This window comes from Ensifer meliloti (assembly GCF_030064585.1).
Classification (GTDB): domain Bacteria; phylum Pseudomonadota; class Alphaproteobacteria; order Rhizobiales; family Rhizobiaceae; genus Sinorhizobium; species Sinorhizobium meliloti.
In genome coordinates, this window is the sequence record NZ_CP120365.1 from 2,539,204 (window position 1) to 2,553,513 (window position 14,310).

At 62.6% G+C, this 14,310-nt stretch carries 16 protein-coding genes and 1 tRNA gene; 10 read left to right on the forward strand and 7 right to left on the reverse strand.

Translation table 11 applies throughout. The features are described 5' to 3' along the window. Positions 1–22 precede the first annotated feature (22 nt). Together PZL22_RS19070 and PZL22_RS19075 are read left to right on the forward strand one after the other, a co-directional pair. Positions 23–757, forward strand: a complete 735-nt coding sequence (locus PZL22_RS19070) for a sulfate transporter family protein (RefSeq protein WP_003533444.1) — start codon at positions 23–25, stop codon at positions 755–757. 79 nt (positions 758–836) lie between these two features. Beyond that, positions 837–1,046 carry a SlyX family protein gene (locus PZL22_RS19075; protein WP_003533442.1) on the forward strand — a complete coding sequence of 70 codons (210 nt, stop codon included), beginning with the start codon at positions 837–839 and terminating at the stop codon, positions 1,044–1,046. Between the two features lie 75 nt (positions 1,047–1,121). Here PZL22_RS19075 and PZL22_RS19080 read toward each other — a convergent pair whose 3' ends face one another. From PZL22_RS19080 to PZL22_RS19090, 3 genes are all read right to left on the reverse strand, one after another. After that, entirely contained in the window at positions 1,122–2,114 is a 993-nt protein-coding gene (locus PZL22_RS19080) for a BMP family lipoprotein (RefSeq protein ID WP_003533441.1), read from the reverse strand. Positions 2,115–2,398: 284 nt separating this feature from the next. Next, entirely contained in the window at positions 2,399–3,052 is a 654-nt protein-coding gene (msrA, locus tag PZL22_RS19085) for a peptide-methionine (S)-S-oxide reductase MsrA (RefSeq protein WP_003533440.1), read from the reverse strand. Between the two features lie 52 nt (positions 3,053–3,104). After that, a complete protein-coding gene (locus tag PZL22_RS19090) occupies positions 3,105–3,422 on the reverse strand; it encodes a membrane protein (RefSeq protein ID WP_003533439.1) in 318 nt (105 codons plus the stop codon). 229 nt (positions 3,423–3,651) lie between these two features. Here PZL22_RS19090 and PZL22_RS19095 point away from each other — a divergent pair. Next, positions 3,652–3,741 (forward strand) — tRNA-Ser (locus PZL22_RS19095). 89 nt (positions 3,742–3,830) lie between these two features. Here the strand turns inward: PZL22_RS19095 and PZL22_RS19100 are convergent. Next, positions 3,831–3,995: a type II toxin-antitoxin system HicB family antitoxin gene (locus tag PZL22_RS19100; protein WP_010968426.1), complete on the reverse strand. Its 165-nt coding sequence runs from the start codon at positions 3,993–3,995 to the stop codon at positions 3,831–3,833. A gap of 17 nt (positions 3,996–4,012) precedes the next feature. Between PZL22_RS19100 and PZL22_RS19105 the strand changes: the two genes are divergently transcribed. Next, complete coding sequence (locus PZL22_RS19105; RefSeq protein ID WP_017264514.1) at positions 4,013–4,234, forward strand: hypothetical protein; 222 nt, start codon at positions 4,013–4,015, stop codon at positions 4,232–4,234. Positions 4,235–4,252: 18 nt separating this feature from the next. Here PZL22_RS19105 and PZL22_RS19110 read toward each other — a convergent pair whose 3' ends face one another. After that, positions 4,253–4,720: a helix-turn-helix domain-containing protein gene (locus tag PZL22_RS19110; protein WP_244422800.1), complete on the reverse strand. Its 468-nt coding sequence runs from the start codon at positions 4,718–4,720 to the stop codon at positions 4,253–4,255. Then, complete coding sequence (locus PZL22_RS19115) at positions 4,717–5,274, reverse strand: hypothetical protein (protein ID WP_244422799.1); 558 nt, start codon at positions 5,272–5,274, stop codon at positions 4,717–4,719. The genes PZL22_RS19110 and PZL22_RS19115 overlap by 4 nt, the downstream gene beginning before the upstream one ends. Before the next feature lie 86 nt (positions 5,275–5,360). On the opposite strand from PZL22_RS19115, the gene PZL22_RS19120 reads away from it, so the two are divergent. From PZL22_RS19120 to PZL22_RS19140, 5 genes are all read left to right on the forward strand, one after another. Then, positions 5,361–6,635 carry an MFS transporter gene (locus PZL22_RS19120; protein WP_284718533.1) on the forward strand — a complete coding sequence of 425 codons (1,275 nt, stop codon included), beginning with the start codon at positions 5,361–5,363 and terminating at the stop codon, positions 6,633–6,635. Positions 6,636–6,781: 146 nt separating this feature from the next. Beyond that, positions 6,782–8,458, forward strand: coding sequence for a TonB-dependent receptor (locus PZL22_RS19125; protein ID WP_284718534.1), 1,677 nt, complete (start codon positions 6,782–6,784; stop codon positions 8,456–8,458). Between the two features lie 512 nt (positions 8,459–8,970). Further along, positions 8,971–10,230 (forward strand): group II intron reverse transcriptase/maturase, encoded by a 1,260-nt coding sequence (gene ltrA, locus PZL22_RS19130; protein ID WP_127634456.1) that lies wholly within the window; start codon positions 8,971–8,973, stop codon positions 10,228–10,230. A gap of 53 nt (positions 10,231–10,283) precedes the next feature. Continuing rightward, positions 10,284–10,514, forward strand: coding sequence for a TonB-dependent receptor (locus PZL22_RS19135; protein ID WP_088194600.1), 231 nt, complete (start codon positions 10,284–10,286; stop codon positions 10,512–10,514). A gap of 11 nt (positions 10,515–10,525) precedes the next feature. Then, on the forward strand, positions 10,526–11,686 hold the full coding sequence (locus PZL22_RS19140) for an FAD-dependent monooxygenase (protein ID WP_003533436.1): 1,161 nt from the start codon (positions 10,526–10,528) through the stop codon (positions 11,684–11,686). An 86-nt stretch (positions 11,687–11,772) separates the two neighbouring features. Here PZL22_RS19140 and PZL22_RS19145 read toward each other — a convergent pair whose 3' ends face one another. Further along, complete coding sequence (locus tag PZL22_RS19145; RefSeq protein WP_033049031.1) at positions 11,773–13,251, reverse strand: MFS transporter; 1,479 nt, start codon at positions 13,249–13,251, stop codon at positions 11,773–11,775. 132 nt (positions 13,252–13,383) lie between these two features. Between PZL22_RS19145 and PZL22_RS19150 the strand changes: the two genes are divergently transcribed. Next, the gene (locus PZL22_RS19150; RefSeq protein WP_003533433.1) at positions 13,384–14,310 is read left to right on the forward strand and encodes a LysR family transcriptional regulator; all 927 of its coding nucleotides are present in this window, start codon (positions 13,384–13,386) and stop codon (positions 14,308–14,310) included.

Below are 14,310 nucleotides of genomic sequence, written 5' to 3' on the forward strand. Positions count from 1 at the left end.
CTTATCGGCCAGGGAGACGGTCATGATTCTCGATGCGGCGCGCCTTGCCTTCGCCAATCTTTTCGCGACGGAGACCCGCACGGTCTTCTGGAAGGTCATCGGGCTGACGCTGCTGGCGCTCGTCGCGCTCTGGTTCGCGCTGCGCGAGCTCTTCGTCTGGCTTGCGCTCCCCTGGATCGATGCGCTGATGCCGGGCACGCCCGACTGGGCGGGGTGGCTCACTTTCGTCGTCGGCATCTTCGCGAGCCTGGGGCTCGCGCTCGCGCTGGCGCTGCTGCTGGCGCCGGTGACGGCGCTGATTGCCGGCTTCTTCCTCGACGATGTCGCCGAGGTGGTGGAGAAAAGGGACTATCCCGGCGAGGCGCCCGGCACGCCGCTGCCTCTCGCCGAGGCGATCACCGGTTCGGCGAAGTTCCTCGGCGTCGTCATTCTCGGCAACATCGTCGCGCTCTTCCTGCTGTTGGTGCCGGGCGTCAATCTTGTCGCCTTCTTCCTCGTCAACGGCTATCTGCTCGGTCGAGAATTCTTCGAGTTCGCCGCCATGCGCCATCGTCCGCCGGCGGAGGCGCGGCTCTTCCGTGCCAAACACCGTTCGACCGTATTCCTCGCCGGCCTAGTGCTGGCGGCCTTCCTCGCCGTGCCTCTGCTCAACCTGCTGACGCCGCTCTTTGCCGCCGGCATGATGGTGCACCTGCACAAGATGCTCTCGGCGCGGGACACCGGTTTTGCGGGCACGGCTGCGGCTGCGAGAAGCTGATCGCACCGCTGTCCCTTGACACCCGGCCACGCGCCGACATTCTGCGCCCGACTTTGAACCCGACCGACGGAGAAGCATGATGCGCGATGCGGAAGAGCGGATCACCCGGCTCGAAGAGACGGTGGCCCATCAATTGAAGACCATCGAGGAGCTTTCGGACCAACTGGCGGAGCAATGGAAGGTGGTCGAGCAGACGCGCGCCAAGCTCGATCGTCTGACCGAACGGTTCCTGAGCCTCGAAGAACAGGCGCAAGATGCGACTCCGGTGACGCGCCCGCCGCATTATTGATGCCTCATGATCCGACGAAAAAAGCCTCCGGTCGGATGAACCGGAGGCTTTTGAATACGGTCTGATGTGCGACGATCAGTACGGGCAGGTCTCGTCGGTCATATAGTCGTGAACCTGGACCTTGCCGGAGATGATGTCGGCCTTCACCTTCTCGACCGCTTCCTTCATTTCCGGCGTGATCAGCGCCTGGTTGTGCTCGTCGAGCGCGTAGCCGACTCCGTCTTCCTTGAGGCCGAGGTTGGAGATGCCGAATTCGAACTTGTCGTCCTTCGCGGCCATGAAGGAGTCGTAGACGGCGACGTCGACGCGCTTCAGCATGGATGTCAGCACCTTGCCCGGCTGCAGCATGTTCTGGTTGGAATCGACGCCGATTCCGAGCTTGCCCGCATCCGCTGCCGCCTGCAGCACGCCGACGCCGGTGCCGCCGGCAGCATGATAGACGACGTCGGAGCCCTGATCGATCTGCGACTTGGCGATTTCGCCGCCCTTGACCGGGTCGTTCCATGCATCGGGCGTGGTGCCGGTGTAAGCTTCGAGCACCTTTACGTCCGAGCCGGTCGACTTGGCGCCGCCGACATAGCCGCAGGCGAATTTGTGGATCAGCGGGATGTCCATGCCGCCGACGAAGCTGACCGTCTTGGTCTTGGAGGCGAGGCCGGCAAGAACGCCGACGAGATAGGAGCCTTCCTGCTCCTTGAATACGATCGACTTGACGTTCGGCTTTTCGACAACCATGTCGATGATCGCGAACTTCGTATCCGGATATTCGCCGGCGAGCTTCTCGAGCGACGCGGCCCAGTTGAAGCCGGCCATGACGATCGGGCTGTTGCCGTCGCTGGCGAAGCGGCGCAGCGCCTGTTCGCGCTGGGCGTCGTTGGCGATCTCGAACTCGCGATATTCGATGCCGGTTTCGGTCTTGAACTTTTCGGCCCCGTTGAAGGCCGCTTCGTTGAAGGATTTGTCGAATTTTCCGCCGAGGTCGTAGATGATCGCCGGCTTGATGTCGGCGGCCAGTGCCGTCGCGGACATCATCGAGAATGCAAGGAGACCGAGGATGGTTTTTTTCATTGTAAAGCCCTGTTGTCGCTATTGATCTTTTCGGGTCTTCCGCCGGTCCCGAACGGGGCCCCCACCGCGGAACCCGCCCCTCTCTTTAAGGCTTGGGTGGGCGCATCCTTGCACGGCTTCGGCAAAAAAACATCCAAATTTTTTCGGATGGTAAAAAAGCAGTCCGGCCGCTGAAATGGCCGGCGGAGGCGGCTCACGGCGCAAAAAAGGGGAGCGGACATAGGTCCGCACCCCATTAGATCGTAGGCATGTCGAGAGCGTCGGCTTCGCGCGCCGCGGAGGGGTCAGGCGCCTATCGGGCAGCTGACGCCGGTGCCGCGCAATCCGCAATAGCCGTCCGGATTCTTGGCGAGATATTGCTGGTGATAGTCCTCGGCGAAGTAGAATGGCCCCGCCTTCGCGATTTCGGTGGTGATCTCGCGATCATGGTTGTAGACCCGTAGCGCCTTCTGGAAGGCGTTGCGCGCAGCATTCGCCTCGGCGAGCTGCTCCTCGTCATAGACGTAGATCGCCGAGCGATAGGTGGTGCCGACGTCGTTGCCCTGGCGCATGCCCTGGGTGGGGTCGTGCTCCTCGAAGAATGTCTTCAGCAGGCGCTGAAGCGAGACCTTGGCCGGATCGTAGACCACCAGCACCACCTCCGTGTGGCCGGTCAACCCTGTCGTCGTCTCCTGATAGGTCGGATTGGGCGTGAGCCCGCCGGAGTAGCCGGCAGCGGTCACGTAGACGCCGGGGATCTCCCACAGGAGACGCTCGGCCCCCCAGAAGCAGCCCATACCGAAGAGGACCTTCTTCATGCCCTCCGGATAAGGGCCCTTGAGCGGCCGCCCCGACACGAAATGCGTCGTCGCAGTCGGGATCTCCTCCTCTCGGCCGGGCAGCGCCGTTGCGGCATCGGGCAGGATGGTCTTCTTGTTGAACATGTCGATCAGAAACATCTGAGGCTCCTTTCGTCAGCGCTCATGGGAGCGAGCCGTGCGGCTCCGGCGCTCAGGCGGCAAAGCGCCCGGCAGCGGGTTTCTTCCTGTATCCGGCCATCCACAGGAGGAGGGCGAGGGCGAGGAATACGGCAAAGGCGGGCTGCGCCAGAACCCAGTGCAGCGCCCTGAGCCACATTGCCGGCCCGGCTCCGGTCCGCTGCAGCGACTGAACCCAGTTCAGTTGATCGGATCCGATCGCAGCTATGCCGTCGGCAAGCGAAGTGATGACCGGCTCCGACGCCGCTACCGACTGAATGGAATCGATCGTCCCTGCAAAGACCGCAGCCATCAGCGCCAGAAAGCTCGCAAACCGCAGCAGCAACCGCATCCGCTCCCCCTTTCGGCTCGTCCTGCGCAAGAGATAGGCGCAAGGGCGGGCAAGCGCAATGGCCGGTCATCCGCAGCACCTTTCAAGGCATGTCAATAATATGTCAGAAACCAGTTGATCCCGCGCGCATCATCGGTATATATCGCGCCCGTCTCCCGGTTTCACCGGTGACGCGGAGAAGCTTCGCTTTTCCCCATCCAGCCGGATCGACCGCCGGCTGCAGAAGGATGGACAGGTGGCCGAGTGGTTGAAGGCGCACGCCTGGAACGCGTGTATACGTGAAAGCGTATCGAGGGTTCGAATCCCTCTCTGTCCGCCACTTCAGTCCACTGCGTGGGCACTGAGTTAGTCCTTTATTCGCCACCAGCATTCTTGACGCTATCTGCCAGTGCCGAGCGCCCGTCTCCGCTATTCAGCGGCGGCTTCCCTGATCGCTCCGATGACCCATTCATTCAGGCTCTTGCCCGCTGCTGCGGCAGCGACGGCCGCTGCGGCATGATCTTCGGGATCGAGGCGGACATTGAACTTGCCGGAGAATTTCCGGCGTGGCTCGATGCCCTTTTCCCGGCACATTTCGAGATAAACGTCCAGTGACCTACGGCCTTCCTCGATCGATCGTGGACGCTTTCGGCATAGAAGTCGGCACCGCCATTCAGGCCGACAAACTCGCCGCGCAGCATCTGAATCTCGGGGTCGAAAGCGACAACCGCCTTCTCGCCATTGATTTCGACGACATTGTTCATGGCTTTACTCCGTGTTCGTCCAGCCATTTCCGGACGCTGGCAGCCGCACCTTTGATGAGGGCGGTGTAAGACGCCCACTTCGTCTGATCACCACGCTGTTTGGATCAGATGGCGCCGAGTTTTCGATGAATTACGGGTTTCCGACTTGATCGCCGACGGCAGGACACCGAACTCTCTCAAAAATACACGCGCAAAATGGCTCGTGCTGGTGTAACCCACTTCAAGTGATATCTCCGTCACATTTCTGTCCGTCTCGGCCAACATGCGCTTGGCTTCGGTCAGTCGCGCGAGTTGAAGATAGCGATAGACCGGCTTTCCGAACTCCTTCTGGAATCCTGCCTTGAGCCGCTTTTCGCTGAGACCGCATCTCCGGGCCAGTTCTGCGATGGTCCATGTCCGGGAAAGCTCATCGAGCAAGATATCGCGAGCGGCCTCGATACGGCGGCGGTCGCGATTGGTCGGCGCCGGAAGCGGAGCCGGCGAGGACACGCAGGCGATCGCAGCGTCGATGATGTCGAGGCAACGCGCCTCCATCGCCAGATCGTTCTCGTTCAAAAGACTGCTGTCGAGCAGGCTTTCGCCTGTCCTGCGATGCGCTCCGGCAGAGATAGCGCGCCGATCCAGCAGGCGCCGCAGGAAGCGACATGGTGCGGATGCCCTCGGGTCAGGACGGCGAAGGCCCCGAGCCATCCCAAGCGCTCCAGGAAATCGAGCCCAATGCGTATGTCGATTCCATGAAACCGTGCTCCCGCGGGAACATCGTATCTGCCCGTGGCTCCCGGGGGCGCGAAGGTGAGATACATCATTCCCCGCCGGTAGGGTATGGACAGGTCTTCTCCGCCGTCCGGCGGCGATATCCATCCACGTCCGGTTGCATTGAACAGAATGTCGATCGCCAAGCAAGGGGCGCTCCGCACGGGCTCCCCCAGCGCTGTTCCTGCGATGACGTCGAAGACTGTCAAATTCAGCCCGGCATGAATCCCGAACACCTTGCAAAGGCCGCCCGATACCAACTGCGCCGATGCCACGTCGGCGGGATCGACGCCGATCGAGGCGGCCGATTCCAACTCGGACTGGATCAGGGTGCGGCGCTGGATATGGAATGTCATACCGGATTCTGTGTCATCGCAAAAATAACGGACCGGATCGCACTATCGGAAACCCTGAATGCAATAGTCAAGTTTGCCGAACAGGAATGCTGCACTTGACTGGAATAGCCGAACAGAGCACACGGGCCACGCCCTACATCGTTCTCGGATTGCTGAGCGGGCTTTACGCTGCCCAGTCCGCGACGGGAAGCATGGTGCAGACGGCGCTCCCCGTCGCATTGCGCGATACCGGTGTGTCGCTCGACCGGATCGGCTTTCTCGCCATCCTGATAATGCCCTGGGCTCTCAAGTTTCTCTGGGCTCCGCTTGTCGACAGGTTTGGGACACAGCGCAACTGGATCCTGGTCTGCCAGCTTGCCCTGATCGTCTTTTTCGGCGTTGCGGCCCGTCTTCCCCCTGAGACCCATCTGCCGTCGCTTTCCATTGTTCTCCTCGCGATGGCTTTCGTTGCCGCGACCCAAGACGTTGCAACCGATTCTCTCGCCGTTCATGCCACGACGCAGGAGACCCGCGGCAAGGCCAGCGGGGCAAGCACCGGCGGCGGCTATCTTGGATTCCTGATCGGCAGCGGTTTGTGGCTGCCGATCTATGCCTATGCCGGATGGGCCGCTTCGATGTGGGCAATGGCCAGCTTCATCGCGGTGCTTACGCTGCCGACGCTCGCCGCTACCCATATTGGACGCCATGCGTCCCGACCGCGCGGGCGGCGAGGGTTCCGCGCGGTCCTTTCCAACCGGCCGCTGGTCGGCGGCATCGGCTTTCTTATCCTCTATCAATGCGGCGTACGCCTCGGTACGTCGATGCTCAGCCCGTTCATGGTGGATATCGGCTTCCCTGTGGCGACGATCGGCTGGGTCAGGGGCGCCGGTGGCGCTGTGGTCGGGCTCATCGGGGCGCTGGCCGGCGCCGCCCTCGTCCAGCGATTCGGATCAGGAAGAACGCTTGCTGCGTTCGCCGCCGTCAATCTTCTTGCATTTGCGGGTCTCGCATTGTTCGCCTTCGGCATCTGGCAGGGGGACATCGCCGCCATTGTCCTGCTGCTGGTCCAGGCCGCCGCCGTCGCGATGTCCTTTGTCGCGCTCTACGCGATGATGATGAACTGGTCCGACACCGAGCAGGCAGCGACGGATTTTGCGGTTCTGCAAAGCCTCGATGCGGCCCTCGCCGTTGCGATGGGAGTGATTGCCGGCGTCATCGCCCAGCACGCCGGCTATGGCGTCGTGTTCGCGGCAACGGCCCTGCTCCTGGCTTTTGCCGCGTGGCGCTCGCTGAGACGCGCCCGATCCATCGACATCCTCCTTCCGCGCCATTCGTCGACGGCCGTCGTCCCATCCCTACCCGTTCAGGAGTCCCGCCCATGAGCCGAACCCTTCTCGCCAGCGTATCCGTCTTGGCGCTTTCCTCTCTCGCCTAGCCCGGCATTGCCGGCGCGCAGCAGAAAGAGGAGACCACCGTTCTGGAACCTATTACGGTCACGGCCACGAAGCGCGTGCAGGAAGCGTTCGAGGTGCCGGCCACGGTCGCGATCGTCGAGGCGCAGGAATTGCAGGATCGAGGGATTGCCAGCGCCGGCGAACTGGACAGGGCTTTTGTCGATACCAACATCCGGTCCCGCTCCAACCGCGCCTATACCAACGTCACCGTTCGTGGGCAGTCCTCGGTCGATTACTATGAGCCGAGCGTCCAGCTTTATGTCGATGGCCTCCCCCAGGACCCCTCGATCTTCAGCCAGTTGCTCCCTGCCGGTCTGGACAGCGTCGAACTCCTCTACGGGCCGCAAGGCACGCTCTATGGTCGCGGCGCGATCGGCGGGGTCATCAACGTGGTGACGCGCAAGCCTGACAATGAATTGCGTGTCGATACCGCCGGGGCGCTGCACACGCAGGGAGGAGACGCCAGCCTGCTGCTCAATACGCCGATCATCGACGGGGTGATATACGGTGACGCGGCCCTGACCTTCCGACGGGAGGCCGACCAGTACACCTTATTGGGCAGCGGACAGGAGATCGGCGGAACCGATGACCTGAACGGCCGCATCCGCCTGCGCTACGCGCCCGATGACAGCCCGCTGGATGTCATGGTGAGCACCCAGCGCGGCCGCGTCGATTCTACCGAAGAGCAATTCGTCATGGAATCGATGTTCAACGACCGCATCGCACTGCCTATCGACTCACGCTACCGGCTGGACACCGCCAGCTTCGGGGTCAATGCATCCTACGACCTTGACTTCGCCACCATCACGGCGCTGACCGGCTATCAGGACCGTAAGCTCGACCGCACCACGCTCGGTTTTCAGACGCCCGAGGACCAGACGACATTCAGCCAGGAATTGCGTATCGCTTCCGATCCGGAACTCGGCAACGCGCTCGACTATGTGGTTGGCGTATACGGGCAGCGTCTCGATTTCGAGCGGCGGACCCCGCTGATCGGTCAGGTTTCGCAGCAGACGATCGATTCCTATGCAATATTCGGAGACTTGGCGTGGCATGCGACAGACAGGCTCGACATCTCGCCGGGCCTCCGGTTCGATTATGAAAAGGCATGGGCGCGTGCCGACGGCGCCGTGACGATCGCCGGTGAGCGCAGCTTCGGCGGCGTCTCGCCCAAGCTCGGCGCGAGCTACGCGCTTGACGACGAATGGCGCGTGCATGGCCTGTTCTCGACGGGTTACAAGGCCCGATTCACCCGCAATGTGACGCCCGAGAACATCGCCTTCACCTACGATCCGCAGAACACCTACAATGGCGAAACCGGCATCAAGTACAGAGCGCTCGACGGATCGCTGGAGGCGTCGCTTTCAGCCTACTACAATGTGACGAAAGACTATCAGCTGTTCGTCGGCGATGTGTACCTGAAGTACCTTCAGAACGCAGGCGAAGTCACCGCGAAGGGCATCAATCTCGCCGTCCGCGCCAATCCGACCGAGCGGCTGGGCATCGCCGGAGGCCTCGGCTTCAACCGCACGACGTTCACCAGATACGAGAACTCGGTGAATCCTGGCATCGACTACACCGGTAATCGGGTGCCTTACGCACCGGAATTCACGGCAAATCTCGCGCTGGACTACGCATTCGATCTGGCCGAAGGCTGGGGACAGCTCATTCCCCGTGCGGGAATGACCTATGCCGGATCAGTGTTCTTCGACGAAAGTGTGCTGCAGAGGCACGGAAGGAGTTCAGTATGAACTGACACTGTGTCGTAAAGCTGTGTGAATGATGGAGGATGGCCCTCCGGGATCGGCTTTCAGGAGCGGGTCTCAAACCAGTCCGAGCTGCTGCGGTAAAGAGCCGTGGTGGTGAGCGTCGGATGAAAAGTTCGGACGAGATCCGAGCAGGTGCGTGTCCGAAAGACGAACGAAAGTGAACCCTCCGAAGACGCGTCGTTAAGAAATTCAAGCGTCGTCGAAACCAGGACCGTTTCGTCATCCTGGGATAAGCCCGCCAGGCGCCTGATGACTGGGCGGGCGGCGACCGGCGTAGAGGGGGCGTGAGTCGGACACAGGCTTTCACGCGGAACTGCAGGAACCAGGCTCCTGATGCCAAGGGAGAAGCCCAAGCGGAGCAAACCGCAAGGCGAGAGTACCGATGCAGGAGACTGGGGCGGACCGATCCGTATGAGCGTTGAGGGCCCTGTAATGGGGTCGGAGCAAAGGGGTCGGATCAGGTGGTCGTAATGCTTGGAACAACTGGAAACAGGATGACTTCGATAGATACGACAGACAAGCCGTTTCGAATTGAGAAGCGGCAAGTGTACGAAGCTTACAAAGCGGTCAAAGCCAACCATGGCGCAGCCGGAGTGGACGGTGAGACCTTGGAGATGTTCGAGAAAGACCTTGCGAGAAATCTCTACAAGATCTGGAATCGGATGTCGTCCGGGACCTACTTTCCGCCACCGGTGCGCGCCGTCTCCATTCCGAAGAAGACTGGTGGCGAAAGGGTTTTGGGTGTGCCCACGGTCAGCGATCGGATCGCGCAGATGGTGGTCAAGCAGATGATTGAGTCGGATTTGGATTCCCTCTTTCTTCCGGACTCCTACGGATACAGGCCGGGAAAATCGGCGCTGGATGCCGTTGGGGTGACGCGTCAGCGGTGCTGGAAGTACGATTGGGTTCTGGAATTCGACATCAAAGGGCTGTTTGACAATCTTCCGCATGATCTCTTGCTGAAGGCGGTCAGAAAGCACGTCAAATGCAACTGGGCTCTGCTCTACATCGAAAGATGGCTGGTCGCGCCCATGGAAAAGAACGGAGCAGTCATTGAGCGCACACGTGGTACCCCGCAAGGGGGCGTGGTCAGCCCAATCCTCTCGAATCTCTTCCTGCATTACGCGTTCGACGTCTGGATGACTCGGACGCACCCTGATCTTCCATGGTGTCGGTATGCCGATGATGGTCTCGTGCACTGCCGGACCGAGCAAGAAGCACAGGCCCTCAAGGCTGCGCTTCAAGCCCGGCTGGCAGCATGCGGACTTCAGATGCATCCGATCAAGACCCAGATCGTCTACTGCAAAGATAATCGGCGTCGGAAAAGGTATCCGACCGTCAAATTTGACTTTCTTGGATACCAATTCCGGCCGCGACAGGTGGCGACGGCGCAGCAGGATGAGTTCTTCTGCGGCTACACCCCGGCGGCCAGCCCGACGGCGCTAAAGTCGATGCGGGCCACGATCAAGAGCTTGAACATTCCGCGGCAAACGCCGGGGACGCTGGCTGAAATCGCCAAACAGATCAATCCGCTCCTCCGGGGATGGATTGCCTATTATGGGCGGTTCAGTCGTTCGGCCCTGTTCTCTCTGGCTGACTACGTCAATCGGAAGCTCAAGGCCTGGATTATGCGAAAGTACAAGCGCTTTCGGTTCCACAAAACTCGGGCTTCGCAGTTCCTGCGGCAACTTGCTCGAGATAATCGGGGCCTCTTCGTACACTGGCAGGCGTTCGGAACGAACCTGTTTGCCTGATGGGAGCGGTGTGAATCGAGAGGTTCACGCACCGTTCTACGAGAGGCCGGCAGGTGAAATCCCTCCGGCCTACTCACCCCAATACCATTGGCCAGAAGGGGTTCTTCCTGGTCGATCTTGGCCTGAGCTGGAAAGTGAGTGAGCAGGTGGTCGCCGATGTGTTCGTCAACAACGTCTTCGACGAGACGTATGCGGTCTACGGCTTCACCGAAGCAACCTACGGGAATCTCTATCAGCTTGGCACCGGGCGCGCCTTCGGCGGCCGTGTGAGCTTCAAGTTCTGAAAGCAGAAACGATGCGTATCCTGATCGTCGGCGCGGGACCGGCGGGTCTCGCCCTCGCTGCAGCATTGCGGGCACATGGCATGACGGCCGTGGTCGTTGAACGGGTCGAGCAGAACCGCGCCGCCGGCTATGCGATAGGTGTTCACGTCAATGGCTGGAACGCGGCGGAACGGCTGGGCCTTCTCGACCCGTTCAGGGCGCGCGCCGTTTCCCTGGGCACGGCGGAATATCGCAGCCCGGAGGGCCGGCGCCTCTTCTCCTATAGTTATCATGCTCTGGCGCGGGCGGTGAACGGCAAGATGTTTTCCATCATGCGGGACGCCGTACAGGACGTCCTGCTCGAGGCCGTTGGGGATCGCACCGATCTGAGATACGGGACGACGGTGACCGCGCTCGCAAACAGGGAAGACGGTGTCGATGTCGTGCTGTCGACAGGCTCGACGGAAAGCTTCGACATCGTCGTGGGAGCGGATGGCTGGCGCAGCGCGATCCGCCAGATGTGTTTCGGCCCGCATGAGACCTTTCTGAGGCCTCTGGGTTTTCGCGCGGCCGCATGGCGAATGCCGCTAGCCACTCCGCTCGACTCCAGCTTCGTCGGCATGATGGACGTCGATCACCAGGGCGGGCTCTACGAGGTTGGCGACGGAACTGCCGCGACCCTGTTCTGCTGGCGCGATTCCTCGACCGGGCGCGTGGCTCCGGAGGCGCGGCAGAAGACGCTGATGGAGCGCTTCGGCCAATGGTCTCATCCCGTTTCGCTGGCGCTCTCGACGCCGGTCGACTGGCAGCGGGGTTTCTTCGATACGATTGCACAAATCGAGGTGCCCCGATGGTCGAGCGGCCGCGTGGTGCTTCTGGGAGATGCCGCCTGGTGTTTGACCTTTCTGTCCGGTCAGGGAACGTCCACCGCATTAGCCGGCGCCTGGATTCTCGCGTCGGAGTTGGCGGCAAAGCCGCATGCTCAGGCATTCGAGGCCTACGAATCCCGCCTGAAACCGATGGTCACGAGGATGCAGGCCACGTCGCGCCGCATCGGTGGCCATTTCGTACCGGAAAGCAAGCTCGGCCTGCGCATCCAGTCATGGACCCTCCCGCTCCTTCTTTCGCGGCCGTTTGCCGGATTTCTTGCACGACGGATGTCGGCCGAGGAACTCGAACTGGATGTGCCATAGGCGCCGGGCTGTTCGAGAAGAAGGCGGAAAACCGCACGCGCTTCATGCCGCTCTGGAGGAAGCAAGATGGTGCCGGCAACCGTACCTCACCTACCTTCATCGCGTAGTGCCGCGCCGGCGCAAGCGCGCATGAAGAGAGTGCGGCTCCGGAGCGCGATGACGAGCGCGCTCACGATCAGGGCGCCCGCGACGGCGAAAGTGATCCGCATGCCGGCGGCAACGGCCACGGCTGGTGCGGCCGCGATGTCGGGTGCAGCCGATGCGAAGGCGAAGACGGCTCCCATGACCGATGCGCCGGTGATGAGCCCGAGATTGCGCGAGAGATTGAGCATGCCGGAGACGACGCCGCGCCGGTCCGGGCGGACATCCACCATCACGGCCGTATTGTTGGCTGCCTGGAACAGCTGGTAACCCGGGGTCAGGACGAGCATGGCGGCCAGGTAGCCGGCGACGCCGAACATCTCCGGAAGCACCGACAGGGCGAATGAGCCGGCGGCCATTGCGAGGAGGCCTGTGACGATCACGAACGGGGCTCCCAGGCGGTCGACGGCACGGCCGGCCGGCAGACCGCTCAGGGCGGAGACGACCGGACCCGCCGACATGACGATCCCGACGAGCGCTTCGCCGAGCCCGAGCGCGCGCGAGAGGTAGAACGGCCCCACCACCAGCGTTGCCATCATCACCGTCGAGACGAGTGCGCTCATGGCAAGCCCCGCACCGAGCACCGGGTCACGGAGAGCCTCGGGCCGCATCAAGGGGGAGGTCGCTCTCCGCTCGGCCAGTACGAAGAGACCGGCGCCGACGACGGCAGCAGTCAGGAGCGCCATGTTGAGCGGACCGAAACTGTCGTGCGCAACCGTCATGGCGAGTGCATAGGCGGCGAGCGTCAGGCCGAGCAGCAGCGTGCCCGGAACGTCGAAGCCAGCGCGCTCCGCCGCAGACCCTTGGCGATCGGCGGGCAGCGAGCGACGAGCGAGAAGAAAGGCCAGGGCGCCGAGCGGCACGTTGACGAGGAAGATCGCCTGCCAGCCGAGACCGGCGATCAGAACGCCACCGAGCGACGGCCCCAGCGCGGTGCCGATCGCAGACATGGTGCCCAGCAGGCCCATGGCGCCACCGGTCTTTTCCTTCGCCACGGTCTCGCCGACCAGGGCCATGGCGAGCGCCATCATGACCGCCGCTCCGAGCCCCTGAACCGCCCGGGCGGCAATGAGGAGCGGCAGGCTCGGTGCAGCGCCGCTCAACCCCGAAGCCACCGTGAACAGCAGGATTCCGGCAAGCAGCAGCCGCCGGCGCCCGACCATGTCGCCGAGCCGGCCGACACCGACGATCAGGGTGGTGATGGCAAGGAGATAGGCGAGGACGACCCACTGGACTTGCTGGAACGAGGCGGAGAACGCCGTGGCGAGGCTCGGCAGGCCGACATTCGCGATGCTGGTGCCGAGCGAGGACAGCAGCATGGAGAGCGAAAGACTGGCGAGCGCCCATCCGGCCGAGGCGCCCGTGTGCGGATTTCCACCGGCGGCATCGTCTGCCGCGGCAACGGCTGGTTTCGGCATGAACATTCCTTCCTGAGGACCTTGAAGCATTCCGAGGAGAAGCTAGCCGCGCGACCGTCATGGCGGAACACGCACGATTTGCACTTCACTCGTGCATTTGACGCCGTGCCTGGATGAAACCTGTGCTACTGTCGTTGCATGCCGAAGCCCGATCTCAATCTCCTCGTCACCCTCGACGTGCTGCTCGCAGAAGGCAGCGTCGCGCGCGCAGCCAAGCGGCTGCGCTTGAGTCCCTCGGCAATGAGCCGGGCTCTCCAGCGATTGCGCGAGACGACCGGCGACCCGCTTCTGGTTCGGGCTGGGCGCGGCCTCGTTGCCACGCCGCGTGCCCTCGATCTGCGCGAGAAGGTGGGCCGGCTGGTGGAGGAGGCGGAAGCCGTCCTGCGGCCGCAGGAGAAACTCGATCTGAAACGGCTCGTCCGGACCTTCACGCTGCGAACCAGCGACGGCTTCGTCGAAAACTTCGGGCCGTGCCTCCTTGCACGGCTCGGCGCGGAAGCCCCCGGGGTGCGCCTGGCCTTCGTGCAGAAGTCGGACAAGGGCAGCGGCCCGCTTCGGGACGGGAGCGTCGATCTCGAGACAGGTGTGGTGGGTGAGGCGACAGGGCCGGAGTTGCGGACGCAGGCTCTGTTCCGGGACCGGTTCATCGGCGTTGTGCGCAATGGCCACGCTTTGAGCGGGGGCGAGGTTACGCCGGCCCGCTACGCCGCCGGCAGACACATCCTTGTTTCACGGCGGGGGCCCGAGAAGGCGGCTGTCGGCATCGATGATACCCTGGGGTCGATCGGATTGGAGCGCGAGATCGTTACCATCGTAGGCGGCTTTTCGAGCGCCCTGGCGCTGGCTCGTTCCTCGGACCTGATCGCCAGCGTTCCTGAACGCCACACGAGCGCCCTGCGTCAGGGAATGCACAGCTTTCCGCTGCCCTTCTCCCTACCGCAGATCACGGTTTCGCTGCTCTGGCATCCGCGGCTCGATGCCGATCCGGCGCATCGCTGGCTGCGCGGCTGCATTCGCGAGGTTTGCATTGCGCAAGGCTCAGACATGCCGGCCTCGGCAAGTTGA

What these genes read in the sequence shown, in the direction of transcription:
- PZL22_RS19150 (WP_003533433.1), top strand. Translation starts at nt 13,384, where the DNA reads ATGCCGAAGCCCGATCTCAATCTCCTCGTCACCCTCGACGTGCTGCTC.
- msrA (WP_003533440.1), bottom strand. Translation starts at nt 3,052, where the DNA reads ATGTTTCTGATCGACATGTTCAACAAGAAGACCATCCTGCCCGATGCC.
- PZL22_RS19090 (WP_003533439.1), bottom strand. Translation starts at nt 3,422, where the DNA reads ATGCGGTTGCTGCTGCGGTTTGCGAGCTTTCTGGCGCTGATGGCTGCG.
- PZL22_RS19120 (WP_284718533.1), top strand. Translation starts at nt 5,361, where the DNA reads ATGCTGCACTTGACTGGAATAGCCGAACAGAGCACACGGGCCACGCCC.
- PZL22_RS19070 (WP_003533444.1), top strand. Translation starts at nt 23, where the DNA reads ATGATTCTCGATGCGGCGCGCCTTGCCTTCGCCAATCTTTTCGCGACG.
- PZL22_RS19080 (WP_003533441.1), bottom strand. Translation starts at nt 2,114, where the DNA reads ATGAAAAAAACCATCCTCGGTCTCCTTGCATTCTCGATGATGTCCGCG.
- PZL22_RS19115 (WP_244422799.1), bottom strand. Translation starts at nt 5,274, where the DNA reads ATGACATTCCATATCCAGCGCCGCACCCTGATCCAGTCCGAGTTGGAA.
- PZL22_RS19100 (WP_010968426.1), bottom strand. Translation starts at nt 3,995, where the DNA reads ATGTGCCGGGAAAAGGGCATCGAGCCACGCCGGAAATTCTCCGGCAAG.
- ltrA (WP_127634456.1), top strand. Translation starts at nt 8,971, where the DNA reads ATGACTTCGATAGATACGACAGACAAGCCGTTTCGAATTGAGAAGCGG.
- PZL22_RS19140 (WP_003533436.1), top strand. Translation starts at nt 10,526, where the DNA reads ATGCGTATCCTGATCGTCGGCGCGGGACCGGCGGGTCTCGCCCTCGCT.
- PZL22_RS19145 (WP_033049031.1), bottom strand. Translation starts at nt 13,251, where the DNA reads ATGTTCATGCCGAAACCAGCCGTTGCCGCGGCAGACGATGCCGCCGGT.
- PZL22_RS19075 (WP_003533442.1), top strand. Translation starts at nt 837, where the DNA reads ATGCGCGATGCGGAAGAGCGGATCACCCGGCTCGAAGAGACGGTGGCC.